Here is a 19,183-nt window from a genome sequence, read left to right as displayed (position 1 = left end):
GGCGAAATGTCTTGGTAGGAGTACGAATTGGTGGTTCATCCGCGCCTGAGTGTCGTCGTGCCCTTCCAGGATGTCGAGACCTATCTCGCCGAATGCCTGGAGTCGATCGCGCGCCAGTCGTTCCGTGACTTCGAGGTCGTCCTCGTCGACGACGGTTCCACCGACGGCTCCACCCGCATCGCGGCCGACTTCTGCGCGGCCGATCCCCGCTTCCGCCTCGTCCGCCAGCAGGCGCACGGGCCCGGGCACGCACGCAACGCCGGACTGCGCAACACCCACCCCGCCGCGGAGTTCCTCGCCTTCGCCGACGGCGACGACGTCCTTCCCGAGTACGCGTACGAGCTGCTGGTGCGCACCCTCGAAGAGTCCGACGCGGACTTCGTCTCGGGCAATGTGCAGATGATGAACTCCACCAAGAAGTGGCAGTCACCGCTGCACCGGGGCCCGATGCAGAAAAGCCGCCGCGGCACCCACATCACCAAGTTCGAAGGGCTGATCTACGACCGCACGGTCTGGAACAAGCTCTTCCGGCGCTCCTTCTGGGACCACCACCACATCCGCTTCCCCGAAGGCGTGATGTACGAGGACTCGTGGGTCAACATGTACGCCCACTTCCGCGCCGCCAAGGTCGACGTCATCACGGACGTCGTCTACTACTGGCGCCGCCGGGAGGGCGGGGCGGCCCCCTCCATCACCCAGCGCCACAGCGAGCTGTCCAACCTGCGCGACCGGGTGGCCGCCGTGCAGTCGGTCAGCCGCTTCCTCGCCGACCGGCGCTCCCGGCAGTACGAGGAGAGCAAGCGCAAGTACGACCTCGCCTGCCTGAAGTCCGACCTCATGCTGCACCTGAAGGTGCTGCCGGACGCCGACGAGGAGTACCGCCAGGCCTTCATGCAGTGGGCCAACGAGTTCCTCGACGAGACCGACCTCACCATCATCGACGAACTGCCCGCCGACGCCCGCGTCAAGTGGCTGCTGGTCCGCGAGGGCCGGCTGCCCGAGCTTCTCGACGTCATCGAGTTCGAGCGCCGGGGCGGCCCGATGCCCGTCCAGCGACGGTTCCACCGCTACCTGAAGTACCCCTACCTGGGCGACCGGGGAGTGGGCCTGGACAAGAAGGCGTACCGGCTCGACAAGGAGTTCTCCCTGCACGGTTCGCTGTCCGGCGCGCGCTGGAGCACCAACGGCGACCTGCTCACGCTCACCGGAACCGCCTACGTCCGCTACATCAACGTGCACAAGAAGCACATGTCGGTCAAGGCGATCGCCCTGCGGAACAAGAAGCAGGGGCGCATGGTGGTCACCACCGCGAAGACCGTCTACGCGCCGCAGGCCACCGAGAACTCCCAACAGAATCGCTACTGTTACGACTGGGCCGGCTTCGAGGCCCGCATCGACACCACCCGCCTCAAGCGCAAGGGCAAGTGGGTCGAGGGCACCTGGGACGTCGCCGCCGGCGTGCTCAGCCGCGGCCTGTTCCGCTACCGGGGCATCGACCGGGGCGGCGCCGGCAGCGCCGCCAACCCGCCCTACAAGTACGTCGACAAGAACACCCGCGTCCTGCCGGTCTTCCTCCAGGGCAAGCTGAAGCTGCGGGTGGAGGTCGTGCGCTGCCGGATCACCGGGCACCGTGTCGTGGGCGACCAGCTGGAGCTGCGCGGCGTCCACCTCGGCCCCAAGGTCCCGGAATGGGGCAAGTTCCGCGTCACCAGCATGAGCGGAGCCGGGCGGCACGACGCCTGGGTCCACTTCACCCCCGGCGGGGACGGCTGGTGCACCTTCTCCACCAAGCTGCCGCTGCGCACCCTCGTCCCCAAGTTCCGGGCCGACGCCGCCGCGGACGCCGAGATCCCGCAGTCCTGGAGCATGGGCAGCAACGGCTGGAAGACCACCTTCCACGTCGAGGGCCGCAAGGCGCCCATCTACCCCGTCATGGCCGAGGAGGCCCCGGACGGGCACTACCGCATGCCCGGCTCCCTCCAGACCCGGGAGGGCGACCGGGAGGTCGTCGTCCACCGCAACGGCTCCGGCTACCTGGTGCTCTTCGAACGGGCCACCCTGCCCACCACCACCCGCTTCGCCTGGCACGAGGACGGCTCGCTGGAGATCCAGGGCCGCTACCTGGCCGCCGACCGGCTCTCCGACCAGGAGTACCGCGAGGCCCACCTGGTGGTGCGCTCACGGGCGCACGGAGCCGAGCGCACCGTCCCGCTGGCCTGGCACGGCGACGCGTTCCGCTGCGTCCTGACCCCCGCCGCCATGCACACCCTGGCCGGGGACATCCCGCTCGCCGCCGGCCGGTGGGACTTCTTCCTGCGCCGCCAGGACCACTCCGCGGTGGCCCGCGAGGACCGTCTCGAGGACCTGATGCTCAAGATCGAGCAGGACCTCGTCGAGGCGTTCCCGCAGGAGTACGAGGAGAACGAGCGCCGCTACGACCTCCAGGCCGAGGCCTACGACCGGCTGTCCCTCCTCGTCCACTCGGCGATGCCCGACCACGCCCGCGGCCCCTACCGGCAGAAGCTGCTGCGCACCAAGGACTACCCCGCGGCCCGCCGCAGACCCGTGCGCGACGCCGTCCTCTTCGACGCCTTCAAGGGCACCCAGTACTCCGACAGCCCCCGCGCCCTGCACGAGGAGCTCGTGCGGCGCCGCACCGACCTGGAGCACCTGTGGGTGGTGCGCGACGACCAGGTCCAGGTGCCCCCCACCGCGACACCGGTGCGCATGTGGTCCCCCGAGTGGTACGAGGCCCTCGCCACCAGCCGGTACGTCGTCGCCAACAACCACCTTCCCGACTGGTTCCAGAAGCGGGACGGCCAGGTCGTGGTGCAGACCTGGCACGGCACCCCGCTGAAGAAGATCGGCCACGACATCGAGGCCATCCACTTCGCCGACCAGCGCTACCTGGAGCGCGTCGAGAAGGAGGTGCAGAACTGGGACATGCTGGTCTCGCCCAACAGCTTCTCCACCCCGATCCTCAAGCGCGCCTTCGGCTACCCCGGCGAGATGGTGGAGAGCGGCTACCCCCGCAACGACATCCTGCGCCACACCGGCACCGGCCCCCGCGAGCAGGAGATCCGCCGGCGCATCGGCCTGCCGGACGGCAAGCGGGTCGTCCTGTACGCCCCGACCTGGCGCGACGACCAGTTCTACGCGCCGGGCAAGTACAAGCTCGACTTCCGCGTCGACCTGGCGGACGCCCGGGCCCGCCTGGGCCACGACCACGTGCTCATGGTGCGCCGCCACCCCAACGTGGTGGACCCGGTGCCGGGCGCCGGCGACGGCTTCGTCTTCGACGTCTCCGACTACCCGGACATGGCCGACCTCTCGCTCATCACCGACGTGATGATCACGGACTACTCCTCCCTGATGTTCGACTACGTCAACACCGGGCGGCCCATCCTCTTCTTCACCTACGACCTGGACCACTACCGCGACACGCTCCGCGGCTTCTACTTCGACTTCCAGAGCAGCGCCCCCGGCCCCCTGCTCGCCACCTCCGAGGAACTGGTGTCGGCGATCCGCGACATCGACCGGATCCAGCACCTCTACGCCGAGCGGTACCGCTGGTTCCAGCGCGAGTTCTGCGACCTGGACGACGGCTACGCCGCCGCGCGCCTCGCCGACCGGATGCTGGTCGCGGGCGGCGACCTCGCCCCCGGGCAGGCGCAGGCCCCGGCCGTCGGCACCGTCGACACCCGGCACACGGGCCGGCCCATGACCCCGATCCCGGTCGCCAGCCCGTGGTTCGACCCGCAGCGCCAGCTCGCCCCGCTCACCGGCGCGGTGCCCGCGCAGTCGTCGCGGCCGGCCGGGGCGCCGGCGAGCGAGCAGCGCACGTACGAGGGTGTGATCGTGTGACGCCGGGGCCCCCGGCCGTGCCGGACGGTTCCGGCACCCCATGACGACGCCGCCCGCCGCGCCCGGGGCGTTCGGTCTCCCTGCCGCCGGTGGCAGGGCCGGGCGCTGCGCCGGCGTGGCCTCAGCCGGTGCCGGCGCCCGTGCGGGTGTCCACCCTGATCAGCAGGGCCCGGTGGTCCGAGACGCCGGTGTCGTGCACCGCGCAGTCCGTCGTGCGCAGCCCGGTGAACAGGTAGTCGAGCTTGTGACCGGACTCGTGCGTGGGGCGTCCCGAACGGTCGGTGCGCGACGCCTGGTCGCACTCCCGGTGGATGCGGTAAGGGGCAGCCGGCCACAACCGGCCGCCGGTACCGCCCGCCGTGGGCGGCCGCAGGTTGAAGTCCCCGCCGAACACGGTGCGCCGCTCCGGCACCGCCGCCAGCAGGGCACTGAGCTGGTCGTCGCGGTACTCCCGGCCGGGCCGTGCCCGGTCGCTGTCCGGCATGCTGAGGTGGGCGTTGCAGACCCGGACGCCGTGCGCCGCGACCGTCGCGCACAGGATGCCCCGGCGCAGCCCCTCCACGGGCTGGGGCGAGGGCACCACGCGCACCGCGGACAGCGGATGGGACGACAGGATCGCCAGGCCCGCCGCGCCCCGGCCGGGGCCGTCGCACCGCACCGTGCGGGAGCGTCCGTCCGCGTCGCGCCAGGCGTAGGGCCGGAAGGACAGCCTCCAGGAACTGCCGAGGGCCTTGCGCGCCGACTCCACCGAGTCGGCGCACGCCTCCTGAAGGAGCAGGACATGGGCGCCCGCGCCGGCGAGCCGCCGCACCGCCCGGCCCTTGGCCGCCTCACCGCCGGTGCCCGCGCAACCCCACCGTTCCACACCGCACATGTTCCAGGTCGCCACCGTCAGGGCGGGGGCCTCGGCGAAGGACCGTGCCGTCCCCTGGGCGTGCCGCACCGGGGGCAGGGAGACCAGGAGGGCCGACAGGGCGACGGCCGAGACCGCGGTGAGCAGGACGCGGCGTCGGCCGCGGCCCGCCGGCAGCCAAGAAGCCGGAAACATCACGACATCATGTCCGATCAGCTGATCTCGCGCCAATGCGCCCGCCCGGCCGGCTCCGGCCAACCGTCTTGAGACTGGAGTTCCGTACATGTCCACCACACCGTCGAACGGGCGGAAGCTCTTCAACGGGATCGAGGCGTCGGGGACGTTTCCGGTCGAGTACCGCTTCTCCCACGCCAAGAACGGCAACCGCCACCTCGTCGTGGTGTTCGCCAACTTCTCGGCACCGGAGGACTACGGCTGGTGCAACGGCGTCTTCGACAACGTGCGCGCCAACATCCTGTGGATCCGCGACCGATTCGACGGGATGAACGCCTACTACCTGTGCCGCAACATGGACTTCGGCCTGGCGGACTCGGTGCAGCTGCTCATATCGAGGTTCGTGCACGCGCTGGGGCTGACGCCGGACCAGGTCACCCTGTGGGGCGGCTCCAAGGGAGGCAGCGCGGCCCTGTACTTCGGGCTGAACCACGGCTACCGGAACATCGTGGCGATCGTCCCACAGTTCCTCGTCGGCGACGCCCTGGAGAAGCGGCACCCGAAGGTCGCCGCGTACATGCTCGGCGAGGGGGCGCCGCCGCACCACGCCCGGATCCTGGACGCGCTCCTGCCCGACCTGGTGCGGGCGGGGATGAACCGCAGCGCCAACATCTACCTGCTCTCCTCCCCGCAGGACGAGCACTACGCCGTGCAGGTCGAACCGTTCCTCGGCATGTTCCAGGGATACGAGAACTTCAACTACCTGCACAGCGAGTCCCCGACCATCACCGGTCACGCGACGGTGACGAGACGGAACGTGCCGGCGCTCATCGGGCTGCTGAACCTGCTGGCCGACGGCTACGCCCCGCGGCTGGGCTTCGTACGGCACGCCCCGGAGGAGTTCGACCGCGACCGGTCGGCCGTCGACGCCTATCTCGCCGCGACGTCCAAGGTCCAGGGCGCCCAGGCGTTCCCGCCTCCGGTGGTGACGGCCCCGCGCTCCGGCACCGACGTCGCCGCCGACGGCCTGCGGTTCACCGGCCGGGCCCCGGGAGCGGTGCGGGTGAGCATGTGGCGGAACGGCAAGTTCGTGGCGTCGCCGCAGGTGGCGCCCGACGGCACCTGGGGCTGGGCCCCGGACGGGCCGTGGGCCCGGGGCAAGCACGTGGTCAAGATCTTCGCGGTGGACCCGGCCGGCTTCCACTCCGACCGCGTCGAGGTGCCCTTCACGGTGGTGGAGGCCGCCCCCGGCGACCCGGCCGGGCCGGCCGCCGGTGCCGGGCCCGCGCCGGGCCCCGCGCTGCGGCCGCCGCTCGTCATGGTGCCGGGCCCGCAGCAGCAGGTGCCCGCCGCGTTCGGGTTCCAGGGGACCGCCATGGGGGCCGCGCAGGTCCGGTTCCGGGAGAACGGCGTGCTGCTCGGCGCGGTGGCGGTCGCACCGGACGGGAGCTGGGGCTGGGACCCGGGCTGGCCGTGGCCGGAGGGCCCGCACCTGGTGGAGGTCGCCGCGGTGGACGCGAGCGGCCTGGAGTCCCCGCCCGCCCCGGCCGCCTTCACCGTCCTGGGCGCCGCCGCGCCGACCGGCTACTTCACGCCGCAGTACTGACCGCCGACGGCGCCCACCGCCGACCTACTCACGACTGGAAGCCGCACATGCCCAAAGCAGCGTCGAAGGGGCGCGACATCGTCACCGGGATCGACACGTCCGGTGCGTATCCCGTCGAGTACCGCTTCGCCCGGGCGAGGAAGGGCAACCGCCACCTGACGGTGGTCTTCGCCAACCTGGCCGCCCCGGACGACTACGGCTGGTCCACCGGCGTCCTGGACGACCTGCGGTCGAACATCCTGTGGATCCGCGACCGCTTCCGGGGCGGAGTCAGCTACTACCTGTGCCGGGAGATGGACTTCGCCGTCGAGCGGTCCGTGATCGAGCTGATCACCAGGGTGATGCGGTCCCTGGACCTGACCCCGAACGACGTCACGCTCTGGGGCAGTTCCAAGGGCGGCAGCGCGGCCCTCCACTTCGGCCTGCGCTACGGCTTCCGCAACATCGTGGCCTGTGTTCCGCAGTTCCTCATCGGTACCTTCGTGCGGGACGTCTACCCCAAGGTCGGCCGGAGCCTGCTGGGCGAGGGCCTCGCGGAGGAGAACGTGCGGGTCCTCGACGCGATCCTGCCCGAGCTGCTCCGGGCGGGGGCGAACCCGGAGGCCAACATCTACCTGGTGTCCTCTCCGCAGGACGAGCAGTACACCACCCAGGTCGAGCCCTTCGTGGGGATGCTCCAGCGCTACCCGAACTTCAACTTCATCTTCAGCGAGTCCCCGTTCATCACGGAGCACAACAAGGTGACCGTACGGAACGTGCCGCCCTTGCTGGGGATCGCCTACCTGCTGGCCGACGGCATCGCGCCGCGCATCGGCACGGTGCGCAACGGCTACGAGGAGCCCGACCGGGACACCTCGGCCCTCGACGCCTTCCTCTCCGCCACGGCCAAGGTGCAGCAGGCGGAGGCGTTCCCGCCGCCCGTGGTCGTCGAGCCGGCCGCGGGCGGGGCGGTGTCGTGCACGGGCTCCCGGTTCACCGGCTCGGCACCGGGCGCGGTGCGCGTGAGCATGTGGGAGAACGGCAAGTTCCTCGCCTCGCCCAAGGTGGCGCCCGACGGCTCCTGGGGCTGGTCCCCGGACAAGCCGTGGGCGCCCGGGGACCACCGGGTCAAGGTCTTCGCGGTGAGCCCCTCCGGTTTCCACTCCAGGACCAGGGAGGTGCCGTTCACGGCGGCCGAGACCGTCGCCGCCCCCGGGCCCGTCGCCGCGCCCGCCGCCTCCGTCACCGTCTTCGAGCCCGAGGGCCACCAGCAGGTGATGAGCACGGCCGTCGCCTTCCGGGGCGTCGCGGCCGGTGCGGCACAGGTCGGATTCCGGCACAACGGGGTGTTCCTGGGCGCGGTCGCGGTCGCGCCCGACGGCAGCTGGGGCTGGGACGCGGGGGGAACCTGGCCGGAGGGGACGCACCTGGTCGAGGTCGTCGCCGTGGACGCAGGCGGCCTGGAGCACCGCCCGGTCCCGGTGCCGTTCTCCGTCGTCGACGCCCCCGCCCCGGCCGGCCACTTCGCGCCCCGCCACTGAGCCCCCACCCCGCCCTGCTCACCCTCTCGAGACTGGAAGCCGCACATGCCCACAGCACCGTCGAAAGGACGCCGACTGATCCACGGGATCGACACGTCGGGGGCCCATCCGGTCGAGTACCGCTTCGCCCACGCCAAGGGCGGCAACCGGCACCTCGTCGTCGTGTTCGCGAACTTCGGGGTCACCGACGACTACGGCTGGTCCAACGGCGTCTTCGACCCGGTGCGGGCCAACGTCCTCTGGATCCGCGACCGGTTCCACGGCATGAACAGCTACTACCTGTGCCGGGACATGGACTTCTCCCTGGAGCAGTCGGTGGCCGGGGTCATCGGGAACGTGATGCGGGCCCTGGACCTGACCCCGGACGACGTCACGGTGTGGGGCGGCTCCAAGGGCGGCAGCGCGGCGCTCTACTTCGGCCTGCGGTACGGCTTCCGCAACATCGTCTCCCTCGTGCCCCAGTTCCTGATCGGCACCTACGTCCGGAACAAGCACCCGAAGGTCGCCCGGTTCATGCTCGGCGAGGGGGTGCCGGAGCAGAACGTACGGGCGGTCGACGCGGTCCTGCCCGATCTGGTGCGCTCCGGCGTCCACCGCGGCGCCAACATCTACCTGCTCTCCTCACCCCAGGACGAGCAGTACCCGGAGCAGATCGAGCCGTTCCTGGGGCTCTTCCAGGGGTACGACAACTTCAACTTCGTCTTCAGCGAGTCGCCGTACATCACCGACCACACGCAGGTGACCCGGCGCAACGTGCCCATGCTGATGGGCATCCTGAACTGCCTCGCCGACGGGCTGGCCCCGCGGCTGGGGTTCGTGCGCAACGGCTTCGAGCAGCCGGACCGCGACACCGCGGCCATCGACGCCTACCTGTCCGCCAACTCCCGCAGGCCGAGCGGCCAGGTCGCCTCGCCGGTCGTCACCGTGCCGGCCGCCGACGCCCGGCTGCCCAGGGACGGCGTCCGCTTCGAGGGCACCGCCCGGGGCGCCGTGCGGGTGAGTCTGTGGGAGCACGGCAAGTTCCTCGGTTCGCCCTCCGTGGCCCCGGACGGCACCTGGTCCTGGCGGCTCAGCAAGCCCTGGAGCAAGGGCCGGCACACGGTGAAGGCCGTGGCCTGGAACGAGGCCGGAGAACACAGCCGGGGGACCGAGGTGCGGTTCGTGACGGAGGACGGCGCCCCCGCGGGTACGGCGTCCGCGGCGCCGGTGCATCCCGGGCTCCGGGCCGACCCGGTCCAGCACGTGCCGGGCGGGCCGCCGCAGGCGCCGCAGGTGCGGACCCCCGAGTCCTACGAGCAGGTCGTGGGATCGGTCGTACGGTTCACGGGCCTGGCGGGTGGCGCCGCGCAGGTGGGCTTCCGGGCGGGCGGGACGCTGCTCGGGAGCTGCTCGGTCGCGGCCGACGGGCGGTGGTCCTGGGACTCCGGGTGGCCGTGGCAGGAGGGCATGCACACGGTGGAGGTGTTCGCGGTGGACACCACCGGCGCCGAGTCCCCGGCGGCCCTGGTCCCCTTCGCCGTGCTGAACGCGCCCGCCGGGGCACAGCCGTTCGGCTACTGACGGACCGCACCGACTGCACGGACCGCATGGACCGCACGGCCAGAACGCCGAGGAGGGCCCCGCACGCGGGGCCCTCCTCGCCGATGTCCTGCCGGTACTACGCCGGGACGCTCGCCACGCCCGGAGCCAGGAACTTCCCGCCGTTCACCCGCTCGGACACGCCCTCACGGTCCAGGTACGGCGTGATGCCGCCCAGGTGGAAGGGCCAGCCGGCGCCGGTGATCAGGCACAGGTCGATGTCCTGGGCCTCGGCGACGACGCCCTCGTCGAGCATGAGGCCGATCTCCTGCGCCACCGCGTCCAGGACACGGGCGCGGACCTGCTCCTCGGTGAGGACGGTGTCGCCCTGCTTGAGCAGCGCGGCGACCTCCGGGTCCAGCTCGGGCCTGCCGCTGTCGTAGACGTAGAAGCCGCGCTTGCCCGCCTCGACGACCGCCTTGAGGTTCGGGGAGACCGTGAAGCGGTCCGGGAACGCCTTGTTGAGCGTCTCCGAGACGTGCAGGCCGATCGCCGGACCGACCAGCTCCAGCAGCACCAGCGGCGACATCGGCAGGCCCAGCGGCTCGACCGCCTTCTCCGCCACGGCCACCGGCGTGCCCTCGTCGATGACGTTCTGGATCTCGCCCATGAAGCGGGTCAGGATGCGGTTCACCACGAACGCCGGGGCGTCCTTGACCAGCACCGCGGTCTTCTTCAGCTTCTTGGCCACCGCGAACGCGGTCGCGAGCGAGGCGTCGTCGGTCTGCTCGCCGCGGACGATCTCCAGCAGCGGCAGCACCGCGACCGGGTTGAAGAAGTGGAAGCCGACGACCCGCTCGGGGTGCTTCAGCTTCGACGCCATCTCCGACACGGACAGGGACGAGGTGTTCGTCGCCAGGATCGCGTGCGCCGGGGCGACGGCCTCGACCTCCGCGAACACCTGCTGCTTGACGCCCATCTCCTCGAACACGGCCTCGATGACGAAGTCCGCGTCCGCGAAGCCCTCGGCCTTGTCCAGCACACCGGAGACCAGCGCCTTGAGGCGGTTGGCCTTGTCCTGGTTGATCCGGCCCTTGCCGAGCAGCTTGTCGATCTCGGCGCGGACGTAGCCGACGCCCTTGTCGATGCGCTCCTGGTCGATGTCCGTGAGGACGACCGGGACCTCCAGGCGGCGCAGGAAGAGCAGCGCGAGCTGGGAGGCCATCAGGCCGGCGCCGACGACGCCCACCTTGGTGACCGGACGCGCCAGGTTCTTGTCCGGGGCGCCCGCCGGGCGCTTGCCGCGCTTCTGCACCAGGTTGAAGGCGTAGATGCCGGAGCGCAGCTCGCCACCCATGATCAGGTCGGCGAGGGCCTTGTCCTCGGCGTCGTAACCCTGCTGGAGGTCGCCGTTCTTGGCGGCGGCGATGATGTCCAGGGCGCGGTAGGCGGCCGGGGCGGCGCCGTGCACCTTGGAGTCGGCGATGAAGCGGCCCTTGGCGACCGCCTGGTCCCAGGCCTCGCCGCGGTCGATCACGGGGCGCTCGACCTGGATCTCGCCCTTGAGGACGGAGGCGGTCCAGAGCAGCGACTGCTCCAGGAAGTCCGCGCCCTCGAAGATCGCGTCGGCGATCCCGAGCTCGTAGACCTGCTTGCCCTTGAGCTGCTTGTTCTGGTTCAGGCTGTTTTCGATGATCACCGTCACGGCCTTGTCGGCGCCGATCAGGTTCGGCAGCAGCGTGCAGCCGCCCCAGCCGGGGACCAGGCCGAGGAAGACCTCGGGCAGCGAGAACGCCGGGAGGGCCGCGGACACCGTGCGGTAGGTGCAGTGCAGACCGACCTCGACGCCGCCGCCCATGGCCGCGCCGTTGTAGTACGCGAACGTCGGCACCGCGAGCCCCGCGAGCCGCTTGAAGACGTCGTGGCCGCCCTTGCCGATGGCGAGCGCGTCCTTGTGCTCCTTCAGCAGCTCGACGCCCTTGAGGTCGGCGCCGACCGCGAAGATGAACGGCTTGCCGGTGATGCCGACGCCGACGATCTCGCCGTCCGCGGCCTCCTTCTCCACCTGGTCGACGGCGGTGTTGAGGTTCGCCAGCGACTGGGGGCCGAAGGTGGTCGGCTTGGTGTGGTCGTGCCCGTTGTCCAGGGTGATGAGCGCGAAGCGCCCGGCACCCTGGGGCAGGCCGAAGTGGCGTACGTGGGCCGTGGTGACGACCTCGTCCGGGAACAGCTCGGCCGCACCCTTCAAAAGCTCAGCGGTGGTGCTCACTTGTCCCCCTCGAAGTGCGGGTTCTCCCAGATGACCGTCGCGCCCATGCCGAAGCCGACGCACATGGTGGTGAGGCCGTAGCGGACCTGCGGCTGCTCCTCGAACTGGCGGGCCAGCTGCGTCATCAGCCGGACGCCGGAGGAGGCCAGCGGGTGGCCGAAGGCGATGGCGCCGCCGTACTGGTTGACGCGCTCGTCGTCGTCGGCGATGCCGTAGTGGTCCAGGAAGGCCAGGACCTGGACGGCGAAGGCCTCGTTGACCTCGAACAGGCCGATGTCGGAGATCGACAGGCCGGCCTGGGCCAGCGCCTTCTCCGTCGCCGGGATCGGGCCGTAGCCCATGACCTCGGGCTCGACGCCCGCGAAGGCGTAGGAGACCAGGCGCATCTTGACCGGCAGGTCGTGCTCGCGGGCGAAGTCCTCGCTCGCGATCAGGGAGGCGGTGGCGCCGTCGTTCAGACCGGCCGCGTTGCCCGCGGTGACCCGGCCGTGCACACGGAACGGCGTCTTCAGCCCGGACAGGTTCTCCAGGGTGGTACCCGGACGCATCGGCTCGTCGGCGGTGACCAGGCCCCAGCCGGTCTCGCCGCCCTCCGGGTCGGTGCGGCGCACCGAGATGGGCACCAGGTCGGCCTGGATCTTGCCGTTGGCGTACGCCTTGGCGGCCTTCTCCTGCGAGCGGACCGCGTACTCGTCGGCGCGCAGCTTGGTGATCTGCGGGTACCGGTCGTGCAGGTTCTCCGCGGTCATGCCCATGAACAGGGCGGACTCGTCGACCAGCTTCTCGCTGACGAACCGCGGGTTCGGGTCCACGCCCTCGCCCATCGGGTGACGGCCCATGTGCTCGACACCGCCGGCGACGGCGATGTCGTACGCGCCGAAGGCGACGGAGCCGGCCACCGAGGTGACGGCGGTCATGGCACCGGCGCACATGCGGTCGATCGAGTACCCCGGGACCGAGGTGGGCAGGCCCGCGAGGATGCCGGCGGTACGGCCGATGGTCAGGCCCTGGTCGCCGATCTGGGTGGTCGCGGCGACGGCGACCTCGTCGATCTTCTTCGGGTCGAGACCGGGGTTGCGGCGCAGCAGCTCCCGGATCGCCTTCACGACCAGGTCGTCGGCGCGGGTCTCGTGGTAGATGCCCTTCGGGCCCGCCTTGCCGAACGGGGTGCGGACGCCGTCGACGAAGACGACGTCCCTGACGGTACGAGGCACGATGGCTCTCCTCCAGGGTGCGGGGTGGCACTGCTGCGGCACGCATGTACTGAGCGCGCGCTCAGCCCCATGCTACTTGTGGGTAACGTAGCTGCCCAGTCCCCACCACTGGAGCGGCGAAGGTCACACTCCCGGCGTACCCGCGCCCGCCCCGCCAGGAGCGCGCGGGACTGCGCGCCCAACCGGGGAACAGGCGCCCGCACAGCCGTCCCGCAAGGGGCGCGGGGAACTGCGCGCCCGACCACGACGAACCCGCAGTCACCCACAACACGAACCCGGCAGCCCCCGACACCAGCCCGGCGGGAGCTACTCCGCATCCCCCGCCGAAGCCAGCGCAGCGACCAGTACCGGCGTCACCTGCTCCACCTGCCACGGCCGGGCCCCGTACCCGGCGAGGGCTGCCGCCACGGACTCGTCGGTCACCACCGCCGGCGGCTCCCAGCACACCCGCCGCACCGTGTCCGGCGTGATCAGGTTCTCCTGCGGCATGGTCAGCTCCTCGGCCAGCGCCGACACCGCTGCCCGGGCCGCGCTCAGCCGGGCCGCGGCGGCCGGGTCCTTGTCGGCCCAGGCCCGCGGCGGCGGCGGCCCGGTCACCGGCTGCCCGGGCTGCGGCAGCTGCGACTCCGACAGCGCCTTCGCCCGGTCCACCGACGCCTGCCACTGCTCCAGCTGACGGCGGTTGACCCGCCCGAACCCGTTCAGCGCGGCCAGCGCGTGCACATTGGCCGGCAACGACAGCGCGGCCTCGACGATCGCCGCGTCCGGCAGCACCTTGCCCGGCGAGACGTCCCGGCGCCGGGCGATGCGGTCCCGGGTCTGCCACAGCTCGCGCACGACGGCGAGCTGCCGCCGCCGGCGCACCTTGTGCATCCCGGACGTACGCCGCCACGGATCCTTGCGCGGCTCCGGCGGCGGGGCCGAGGCGATGGCGTCGAACTCCTGCCGGGCCCACTCCAGCTTGCCCTGCCGCTCCAGTTCCTTCTCCAGCGCGTCGCGCAGGTCGACGAGAAGCTCGACGTCCAGGGCGGCGTAGCGCAGCCACGGTTCGGGCAGCGGGCGGGTGGACCAGTCGACGGCGGAGTGCCCCTTCTCCAGGACATAGCCGAGGACGCCCTCGACCATCGCGCCGAGGCCGACCCGCGGGAACCCGGCGAGCCGGCCGGCCAGCTCCGTGTCGAACAGCCGGCTGGGCACCATCCCTATCTCGCGCAGGCAGGGCAGGTCCTGGGTGGCCGCGTGCAGCACCCACTCCGTGCCGGAGAGTGCCTCGCCCAGCGCGGACAGGTCGGGACAGGCCACGGGGTCGATCAGCGCGGTCCCGGCACCTTCGCGGCGCAGTTGCACCAGGTACGCGCGCTGGCCGTAGCGGTAGCCGGAGGCACGCTCGGCGTCGACGGCGACGGGGCCGGAACCGGCGGCGAAGGCGGCGGTCACCTCGGCCAGGGCGGTGGCGTCCGCGATCACCGGGGGGACGCCCTCGCGGGGCTCCAGCAAGGGGATCGGCGCCTCTGTAGCAGAAGATCCGGCCTCGTCCGGAGGGGCGCCTCCGGTGGTTCGCAGTGAACGGTCTGCTGCGGTTTCGTGGGCGTCGGTCACCTGTCAAGAGTATCTGTGTGTGGACAGCGCCCGTCGACGGAACGTTCCGTCGACGGGCGCTGCGGGGTCGTGAACCAGTCAGGTCGGTGGATCACGGCCTCTGGTGCGGCTGACCGGCGGGCACCCGGGACCAGCGGCCGTACCGTTCACGCGGGTGAACGGTGGGAGCGGGCAAGGGGAGGGAGGAGTGGGCGGACGGGGCGCGGTGGACGGGGTAGGGGATGGACCCGATGGTGGATCAGCGGTGGATCAGGGATGGATCAGTGAATGATCCCGGTCCGCAGCGCCACCGCCACCATCCCGGCGCGGTCCCCGGTGCCGAGCTTGCGGGCGATGCGGGCCAGGTGGCTCTTGACGGTGAGGGCGGACAGGCCCATCGAGACGCCGATCGCCTTGTTCGACTGGCCCTCCGCGACCAGTCTCAGCACCTCGACCTCGCGGCCGGACAGCTCGCGGTAGCCGCCCGGGTGGCTCGGGGCGCCCGGGGGACGGCGGTGCAGCCGGGACGCGGCGGCGCCGATGGGCGCGGCCCCCGGCCGGGTGGGGAGGCCGAGGTTGGTGCGGGTGCCGGTGACGACGTAGCCCTTGACGCCGCCCGCGAGGGCGTTGCGCACGGCGCCGATGTCGTCGGCGGCGGACAGGGCGAGCCCGTTGGGCCAGCCCGCGGCGCGGGTCTCGGACAGGAGCGTGAGCCCGGAGCCGTCGGGCAGGTGGACGTCGGCGACACAGATGTCGCGGGGGTTGCCGATGCGGGGACGAGCCTCCGCGATGGACGAGGCTTCGATGACGTCGCGCACGCCGAGCGCCCAGAGGTGCCGGGTGACGGTGGAGCGGACGCGCGGATCGGCCACGACCACCATGGCGGTCGGCTTGTTCGGGCGGTAGGCGACCAGGCTTGCGGGCTGCTCGAGGAGAACGGACACCAGGCCTCCTGGGGTGGGGGGACGGGGCCGGCTTGTGGGGAAGAAGCCGGGACGAACCGTGCTTTCAAGGTCACAGTCGTCTTCGGCACCGAACGGGCCCGCCTTTAGAGAATGATCACGATCTGGTGAGTAACAATCCGAGCAATTCGGACACGCGATCGATCATTCGAAGACCGAACGGTTTCACTCCACGTCGTTGCATTGTCGATATCCGTCTGAAAGTGGCCGTATCGACAAAGTGACGGAACCTGTCTCGGGCATGGGGCGGCGCGGAGATCACCGCCGAACCGCTGGAGGGAGGGGCGGTGGGGAGGGGAGAGAAAGGAAGGAAAGGGGGAGGGAACGAAAGAGAGGGGGGAGGGAAGGGGAGGCGAGAGCGTGGTGGGAGGCCGATGACGGGGGCTACGGCGCCTGCGGCCCCCGTCGCTGCGGCAGCGTCACCACCGAGGCGTCGCCCGGACCGGCCGGCGGCAGTCCGGCGACCTGGGCCAGCAGATCGCACCACGCGGCCAGGTGGGCGGCGGTGTCCGGTACGCCGCCGAGGCCCTCGCGAGGCGTCCAGGAGGCGCGGATCTCGATCTGGGAGGCGGCGGGGCGCTCCGCGAGGCCACCGAAGTAGTGGGAGCTCGCGCGCGTGACCGTGCCGCTGGGTTCGCCGTAGGTCAGGCCGCGCGCCTGCAGGGCGCCGGTCAGCCAGGTCCAGCAGACGTCGGGTAGCAGGGGGTCCGCGGCCATCTCCGGCTCCAGCTCCGCCCGCACCAGCGTCACCAGCCGGAACGTGCCCTGCCAGGCGTCGTGCCCCGCTGGGTCGTGCAGCAGCACCAGGCGCCCGTCGGCCAGATCCTGGTCGCCGTCGACGACCGTGGCCTCCAGCGCGTACGCGTGGGGCGCCAGCCGCTGCGGCGCGCGTGTCGCGGCCACCTCGATCTGCGGCCGCAGCCGCGTGGTTCTCAGCGCCTCGACAGCCGCTCGGAAGGGCCGTGGAGCCGTGCTTCCCGCATGCCGGACGTCCTCCTCCGTGTCCTTCGCCTCGTCCATTCCGCCAGCGCCGTCCGACAGTCGTCCCTGAGCCGCAGCCATGCGGGGAAGGTTAAGGGGAACGGGGCGTCGGTGCAGGGAGAGACACCCGCGTGCGCGCACGATGTCCGGATCACGCGGCGCGCGGCCCGAGAGGGCGGCGCACACCCGGGGCGCGGTGGCGTGCCGAGGCGCGGGAGGCCCATCGCCCGCCGCGGGCCCGTCTCCGCCCGCCGCGGGGCCGTCTCCCTTGCCGCAGAGGCTGCCTCCGGCCGCGCGGGGTGGTCCCCGGACGCCGCCGGAACTGCTTTCCGCCGCGCCTGGCCCGGGCCGGCGCGGGCCTGACTCCGGCCGTCGTTTTCCGGCCTGGCTCCGACCGTTGCCACCCGGCCTGTCTCCGGCTGTCTCCGCCCAGCTCCGCCCGCTCCGTCGTATTCGCCGCGCCGCGTCCCCGTGCTGTGCCGCGTCCCCGTGCTGTGCCGCGTCCCCGTGCTGTGCCGCGTCCTCGCGCTGTGCCGCATCCCCTCGCCGTGCCGCGTCCCACCGCTCCCGCCGCCACGCCTCGGCGCCCCCCACCGGTCGCCCCCGGGCGCCCCCGCCGACCGCCCCCGGCACCCGCCGACCCCGGCGGCACCGCCCCGGTCGGCCACCCGCGCACCCCCACCGGCGGCCGTCGACCCGCGGTCCGGGATGGTCGGCCGGACATGCGAGACTTGCCGTCGTGAGTGCCAACCAGAGCCCCGCGGGCAAGCAGCCGACCGCCACGTACGACTCCGCCTTCCTGAAGGCGTGCCGGCGTGAGCCGGTGCCGCACACGCCCGTGTGGTTCATGCGGCAGGCCGGGCGCTCGCTGCCGGAGTACCGCAAGGTGCGCGAAGGCATCCCGATGCTCGAGTCCTGCATGCGGCCGGACCTGGTCACCGAGATCACCCTCCAGCCCGTGCGCCGGCACGGCGTGGACGCGGCGATCTACTTCAGCGACATCGTCGTCCCGCTCAAGGCCATCGGGGTCGACCTCGACATCAAGCCCGGCGTCGGCCCGGTCGTCGAGCGCCCCATCCGCACCCGCGCGGACCTGGCGCAGCTGCGCGACCTGACTCCCGAGGACGTCTCGTACGTCACCGAGGCGATCGGCCTGCTGACCCGCGAGCTCGGCGGCACCCCGCTCATCGGCTTCGCGGGCGCGCCGTTCACCCTCGCGAGCTACCTCGTGGAGGGCGGTCCGTCCCGCAACCACGAGCACACCAAGGCGCTCATGTATGGCGACCCGCAGCTGTGGGCCGACCTGCTCGACCGGCTCGCCGACATCACGAGCGCGTTCCTGAAGGTGCAGATCGAGGCGGGCGCGAGCGCCGTCCAGCTCTTCGACTCCTGGGTCGGCGCCCTCTCCCCGGCCGACTACCGCCGCTCGGTGCTGCCCGCCTCGGCGAAGGTCTTCCGGACGGTCGCGGAGTACGGCGTGCCCCGCATCCACTTCGGCGTCGGCACCGGTGAGCTGCTCGGCCTGCTGGGCGAGGCCGGCGCGGACGTCGTGGGCGTCGACTGGCGGGTCCCGCTGGACGAGGCCGCCCGCCGGGTCGGACCGGGCAGGGCGCTCCAGGGCAACCTGGACCCCGCGGTCCTGTTCTCCACCCCCGAGGCGGTCCAGGCCAAGGCCCGGGAAGTCCTGGACGCGGCGGCGGACCTGGAGGGCCACGTCTTCAACCTCGGCCACGGCGTCCTGCCCACCACCGACCCGGACGCGCTGACCCGCCTCGTGCAGTACGTCCACGAACAGACGGCTCGCTGACCCGTCCCGCCGACCGACGGCCGCGACCGCCACGGGGCGGTCGCGGCCGTTCCTCGTCCGGCCTCCGCTAGGCCTCCACGACGCCCAGTTGCTGCATCAGCCCCAGGTCGTCGGTGTTCCACCAGCTCTCCGCGATCCTGCCGCCCTTGCAGCGGAACGTCGCGTGACCCGTGCCCGCGACCTCCTTACCGGTGGCTTCGATGCCCTGGAACTCGCTCACGTGCCGGCCGGTGAAGCTGAAACGGGCCGCTACCGTGTCGCCCTCGGCGATCATGCTCTCGATGACCACGCGCGGCTGAAACGCCGTGATGATCTCTTCGTTCTCGCGCTTGGCCTCCGCCACGCCGAGGTCGTACGACGACAGCGCCGGGTCGTGCTCCCGGTAGTCGGACGTGCACATGTCGTCCATGACGTCCACGTCGCCGCCGTTGACGAGAACCTCGAAGTAGCGGCGGGCCACCTGCTTGTTGAGCAGTTCGTCGCGGATCACGTCCAGGTCGGTGAACGACGGCTCCGCCTCGCACAGCGCCACCATTTCCCGGAAGATCCGCTCCGTCTCCGGCAGTTCCGAGTTCTTCATCGCCTCCTCGTAGGAGGGGAACTCCACGATCTCCACGACGTGTGAGGGGTCGGAGCGGTCCGTGCCCATGATGGCGTGGGTGGCCGTCCGCTTGCCCTTGGTGGCCTCCGCCCAGGAGTCCATCAGCCTGTTCAGCTCGTCGAGCTTGTTCGTCCTGCAGTCGATCACTTGCACGAATGACATGACGCTCATCTCCCAGCGACGTCGAGCGTCCCGACCTCTTCAGGCTATGCCCGCCTCAAGGTGCCGTCTTCGTG

12 protein-coding genes are annotated in these 19,183 nt (G+C 71.7%); 5 read left to right on the top strand and 7 right to left on the bottom strand.

Going from position 1 to position 19,183, the window contains the following annotated elements; translation table 11 throughout:
* The first annotated feature begins 30 nt into the window (after positions 1-30).
* Entirely contained in the window at positions 31-3,864 is a 3,834-nt protein-coding gene (locus ACLGIH_RS07505; protein WP_416524438.1) for a bifunctional glycosyltransferase/CDP-glycerol:glycerophosphate glycerophosphotransferase, read from the top strand.
* Positions 3,865-3,985: 121 nt separating this feature from the next.
* Here the strand turns inward: ACLGIH_RS07505 and ACLGIH_RS07500 are convergent, their stop codons facing one another.
* A complete protein-coding gene (locus tag ACLGIH_RS07500) occupies positions 3,986-4,912 on the bottom strand; it encodes an endonuclease/exonuclease/phosphatase family protein (RefSeq protein WP_416524437.1) in 927 nt (308 codons plus the stop codon).
* 88 nt (positions 4,913-5,000) lie between these two features.
* Between ACLGIH_RS07500 and ACLGIH_RS07495 the strand changes: the two genes are divergently transcribed.
* The 3 genes from ACLGIH_RS07495 to ACLGIH_RS07485 are packed head-to-tail and all read left to right on the top strand — an operon-like array spanning position 5,001 to position 9,577.
* Entirely contained in the window at positions 5,001-6,497 is a 1,497-nt protein-coding gene (locus ACLGIH_RS07495) for a hypothetical protein (RefSeq protein ID WP_416524436.1), read from the top strand.
* Between the two features lie 47 nt (positions 6,498-6,544).
* Positions 6,545-8,017: a hypothetical protein gene (locus tag ACLGIH_RS07490; protein WP_416524435.1), complete on the top strand. Its 1,473-nt coding sequence runs from the start codon at positions 6,545-6,547 to the stop codon at positions 8,015-8,017.
* Positions 8,018-8,062: 45 nt separating this feature from the next.
* A complete protein-coding gene (locus tag ACLGIH_RS07485; RefSeq protein WP_416524434.1) occupies positions 8,063-9,577 on the top strand; it encodes a hypothetical protein in 1,515 nt (504 codons plus the stop codon).
* 97 nt (positions 9,578-9,674) lie between these two features.
* On the opposite strand, the gene ACLGIH_RS07480 is transcribed toward ACLGIH_RS07485, so the two are convergent.
* The 5 genes from ACLGIH_RS07480 to ACLGIH_RS07460 form a co-directional block, all read right to left on the bottom strand.
* Positions 9,675-11,804: a 3-hydroxyacyl-CoA dehydrogenase NAD-binding domain-containing protein gene (locus ACLGIH_RS07480; RefSeq protein WP_416524433.1), complete on the bottom strand. Its 2,130-nt coding sequence runs from the start codon at positions 11,802-11,804 to the stop codon at positions 9,675-9,677.
* Positions 11,801-13,018, bottom strand: a complete 1,218-nt coding sequence (locus ACLGIH_RS07475; RefSeq protein WP_416524432.1) for a thiolase family protein — start codon at positions 13,016-13,018, stop codon at positions 11,801-11,803. The genes ACLGIH_RS07480 and ACLGIH_RS07475 overlap by 4 nt, the downstream gene beginning before the upstream one ends.
* A gap of 306 nt (positions 13,019-13,324) precedes the next feature.
* Positions 13,325-14,617 (bottom strand): HRDC domain-containing protein, encoded by a 1,293-nt coding sequence (locus ACLGIH_RS07470; protein WP_416524431.1) that lies wholly within the window; start codon positions 14,615-14,617, stop codon positions 13,325-13,327.
* A 260-nt stretch (positions 14,618-14,877) separates the two neighbouring features.
* Entirely contained in the window at positions 14,878-15,540 is a 663-nt protein-coding gene (locus ACLGIH_RS07465; protein ID WP_416524430.1) for a LuxR C-terminal-related transcriptional regulator, read from the bottom strand.
* A gap of 402 nt (positions 15,541-15,942) precedes the next feature.
* Positions 15,943-16,620 carry a DUF3000 domain-containing protein gene (locus tag ACLGIH_RS07460; RefSeq protein WP_416524429.1) on the bottom strand — a complete coding sequence of 226 codons (678 nt, stop codon included), beginning with the start codon at positions 16,618-16,620 and terminating at the stop codon, positions 15,943-15,945.
* A 658-nt stretch (positions 16,621-17,278) separates the two neighbouring features.
* Between ACLGIH_RS07460 and hemE the strand changes: the two genes are divergently transcribed.
* Positions 17,279-18,346 (top strand): uroporphyrinogen decarboxylase, encoded by a 1,068-nt coding sequence (gene hemE / locus ACLGIH_RS07455; RefSeq protein ID WP_416524428.1) that lies wholly within the window; start codon positions 17,279-17,281, stop codon positions 18,344-18,346.
* 67 nt (positions 18,347-18,413) lie between these two features.
* On the opposite strand, the gene ACLGIH_RS07450 is transcribed toward hemE, so the two are convergent.
* Positions 18,414-19,109: an ester cyclase gene (locus ACLGIH_RS07450; protein WP_416524427.1), complete on the bottom strand. Its 696-nt coding sequence runs from the start codon at positions 19,107-19,109 to the stop codon at positions 18,414-18,416.
* Positions 19,110-19,183 lie beyond the last annotated feature (74 nt).

Origin of the sequence: Streptomyces hamibioticus (assembly GCF_047946815.1) — a bacterium.
Lineage (GTDB): Bacteria > Actinomycetota > Actinomycetes > Streptomycetales > Streptomycetaceae > Streptomyces.
Note: the sequence above shows the minus strand (reverse complement) of the source record. Positions and strands in the feature narration are given on the sequence as shown.

Bases quoted from the DNA above. Each gene is read 5' to 3' on its own strand.
- ACLGIH_RS07500 (WP_416524437.1), bottom strand. From the start codon at position 4,912: ATGTTTCCGGCTTCTTGGCTGCCGGCGGGCCGCGGCCGACGCCGCGTC.
- ACLGIH_RS07495 (WP_416524436.1), top strand. From the start codon at position 5,001: ATGTCCACCACACCGTCGAACGGGCGGAAGCTCTTCAACGGGATCGAG.
- ACLGIH_RS07490 (WP_416524435.1), top strand. From the start codon at position 6,545: ATGCCCAAAGCAGCGTCGAAGGGGCGCGACATCGTCACCGGGATCGAC.
- ACLGIH_RS07485 (WP_416524434.1), top strand. From the start codon at position 8,063: ATGCCCACAGCACCGTCGAAAGGACGCCGACTGATCCACGGGATCGAC.
- ACLGIH_RS07460 (WP_416524429.1), bottom strand. From the start codon at position 16,620: ATGGCTGCGGCTCAGGGACGACTGTCGGACGGCGCTGGCGGAATGGAC.
- ACLGIH_RS07450 (WP_416524427.1), bottom strand. From the start codon at position 19,109: ATGTCATTCGTGCAAGTGATCGACTGCAGGACGAACAAGCTCGACGAG.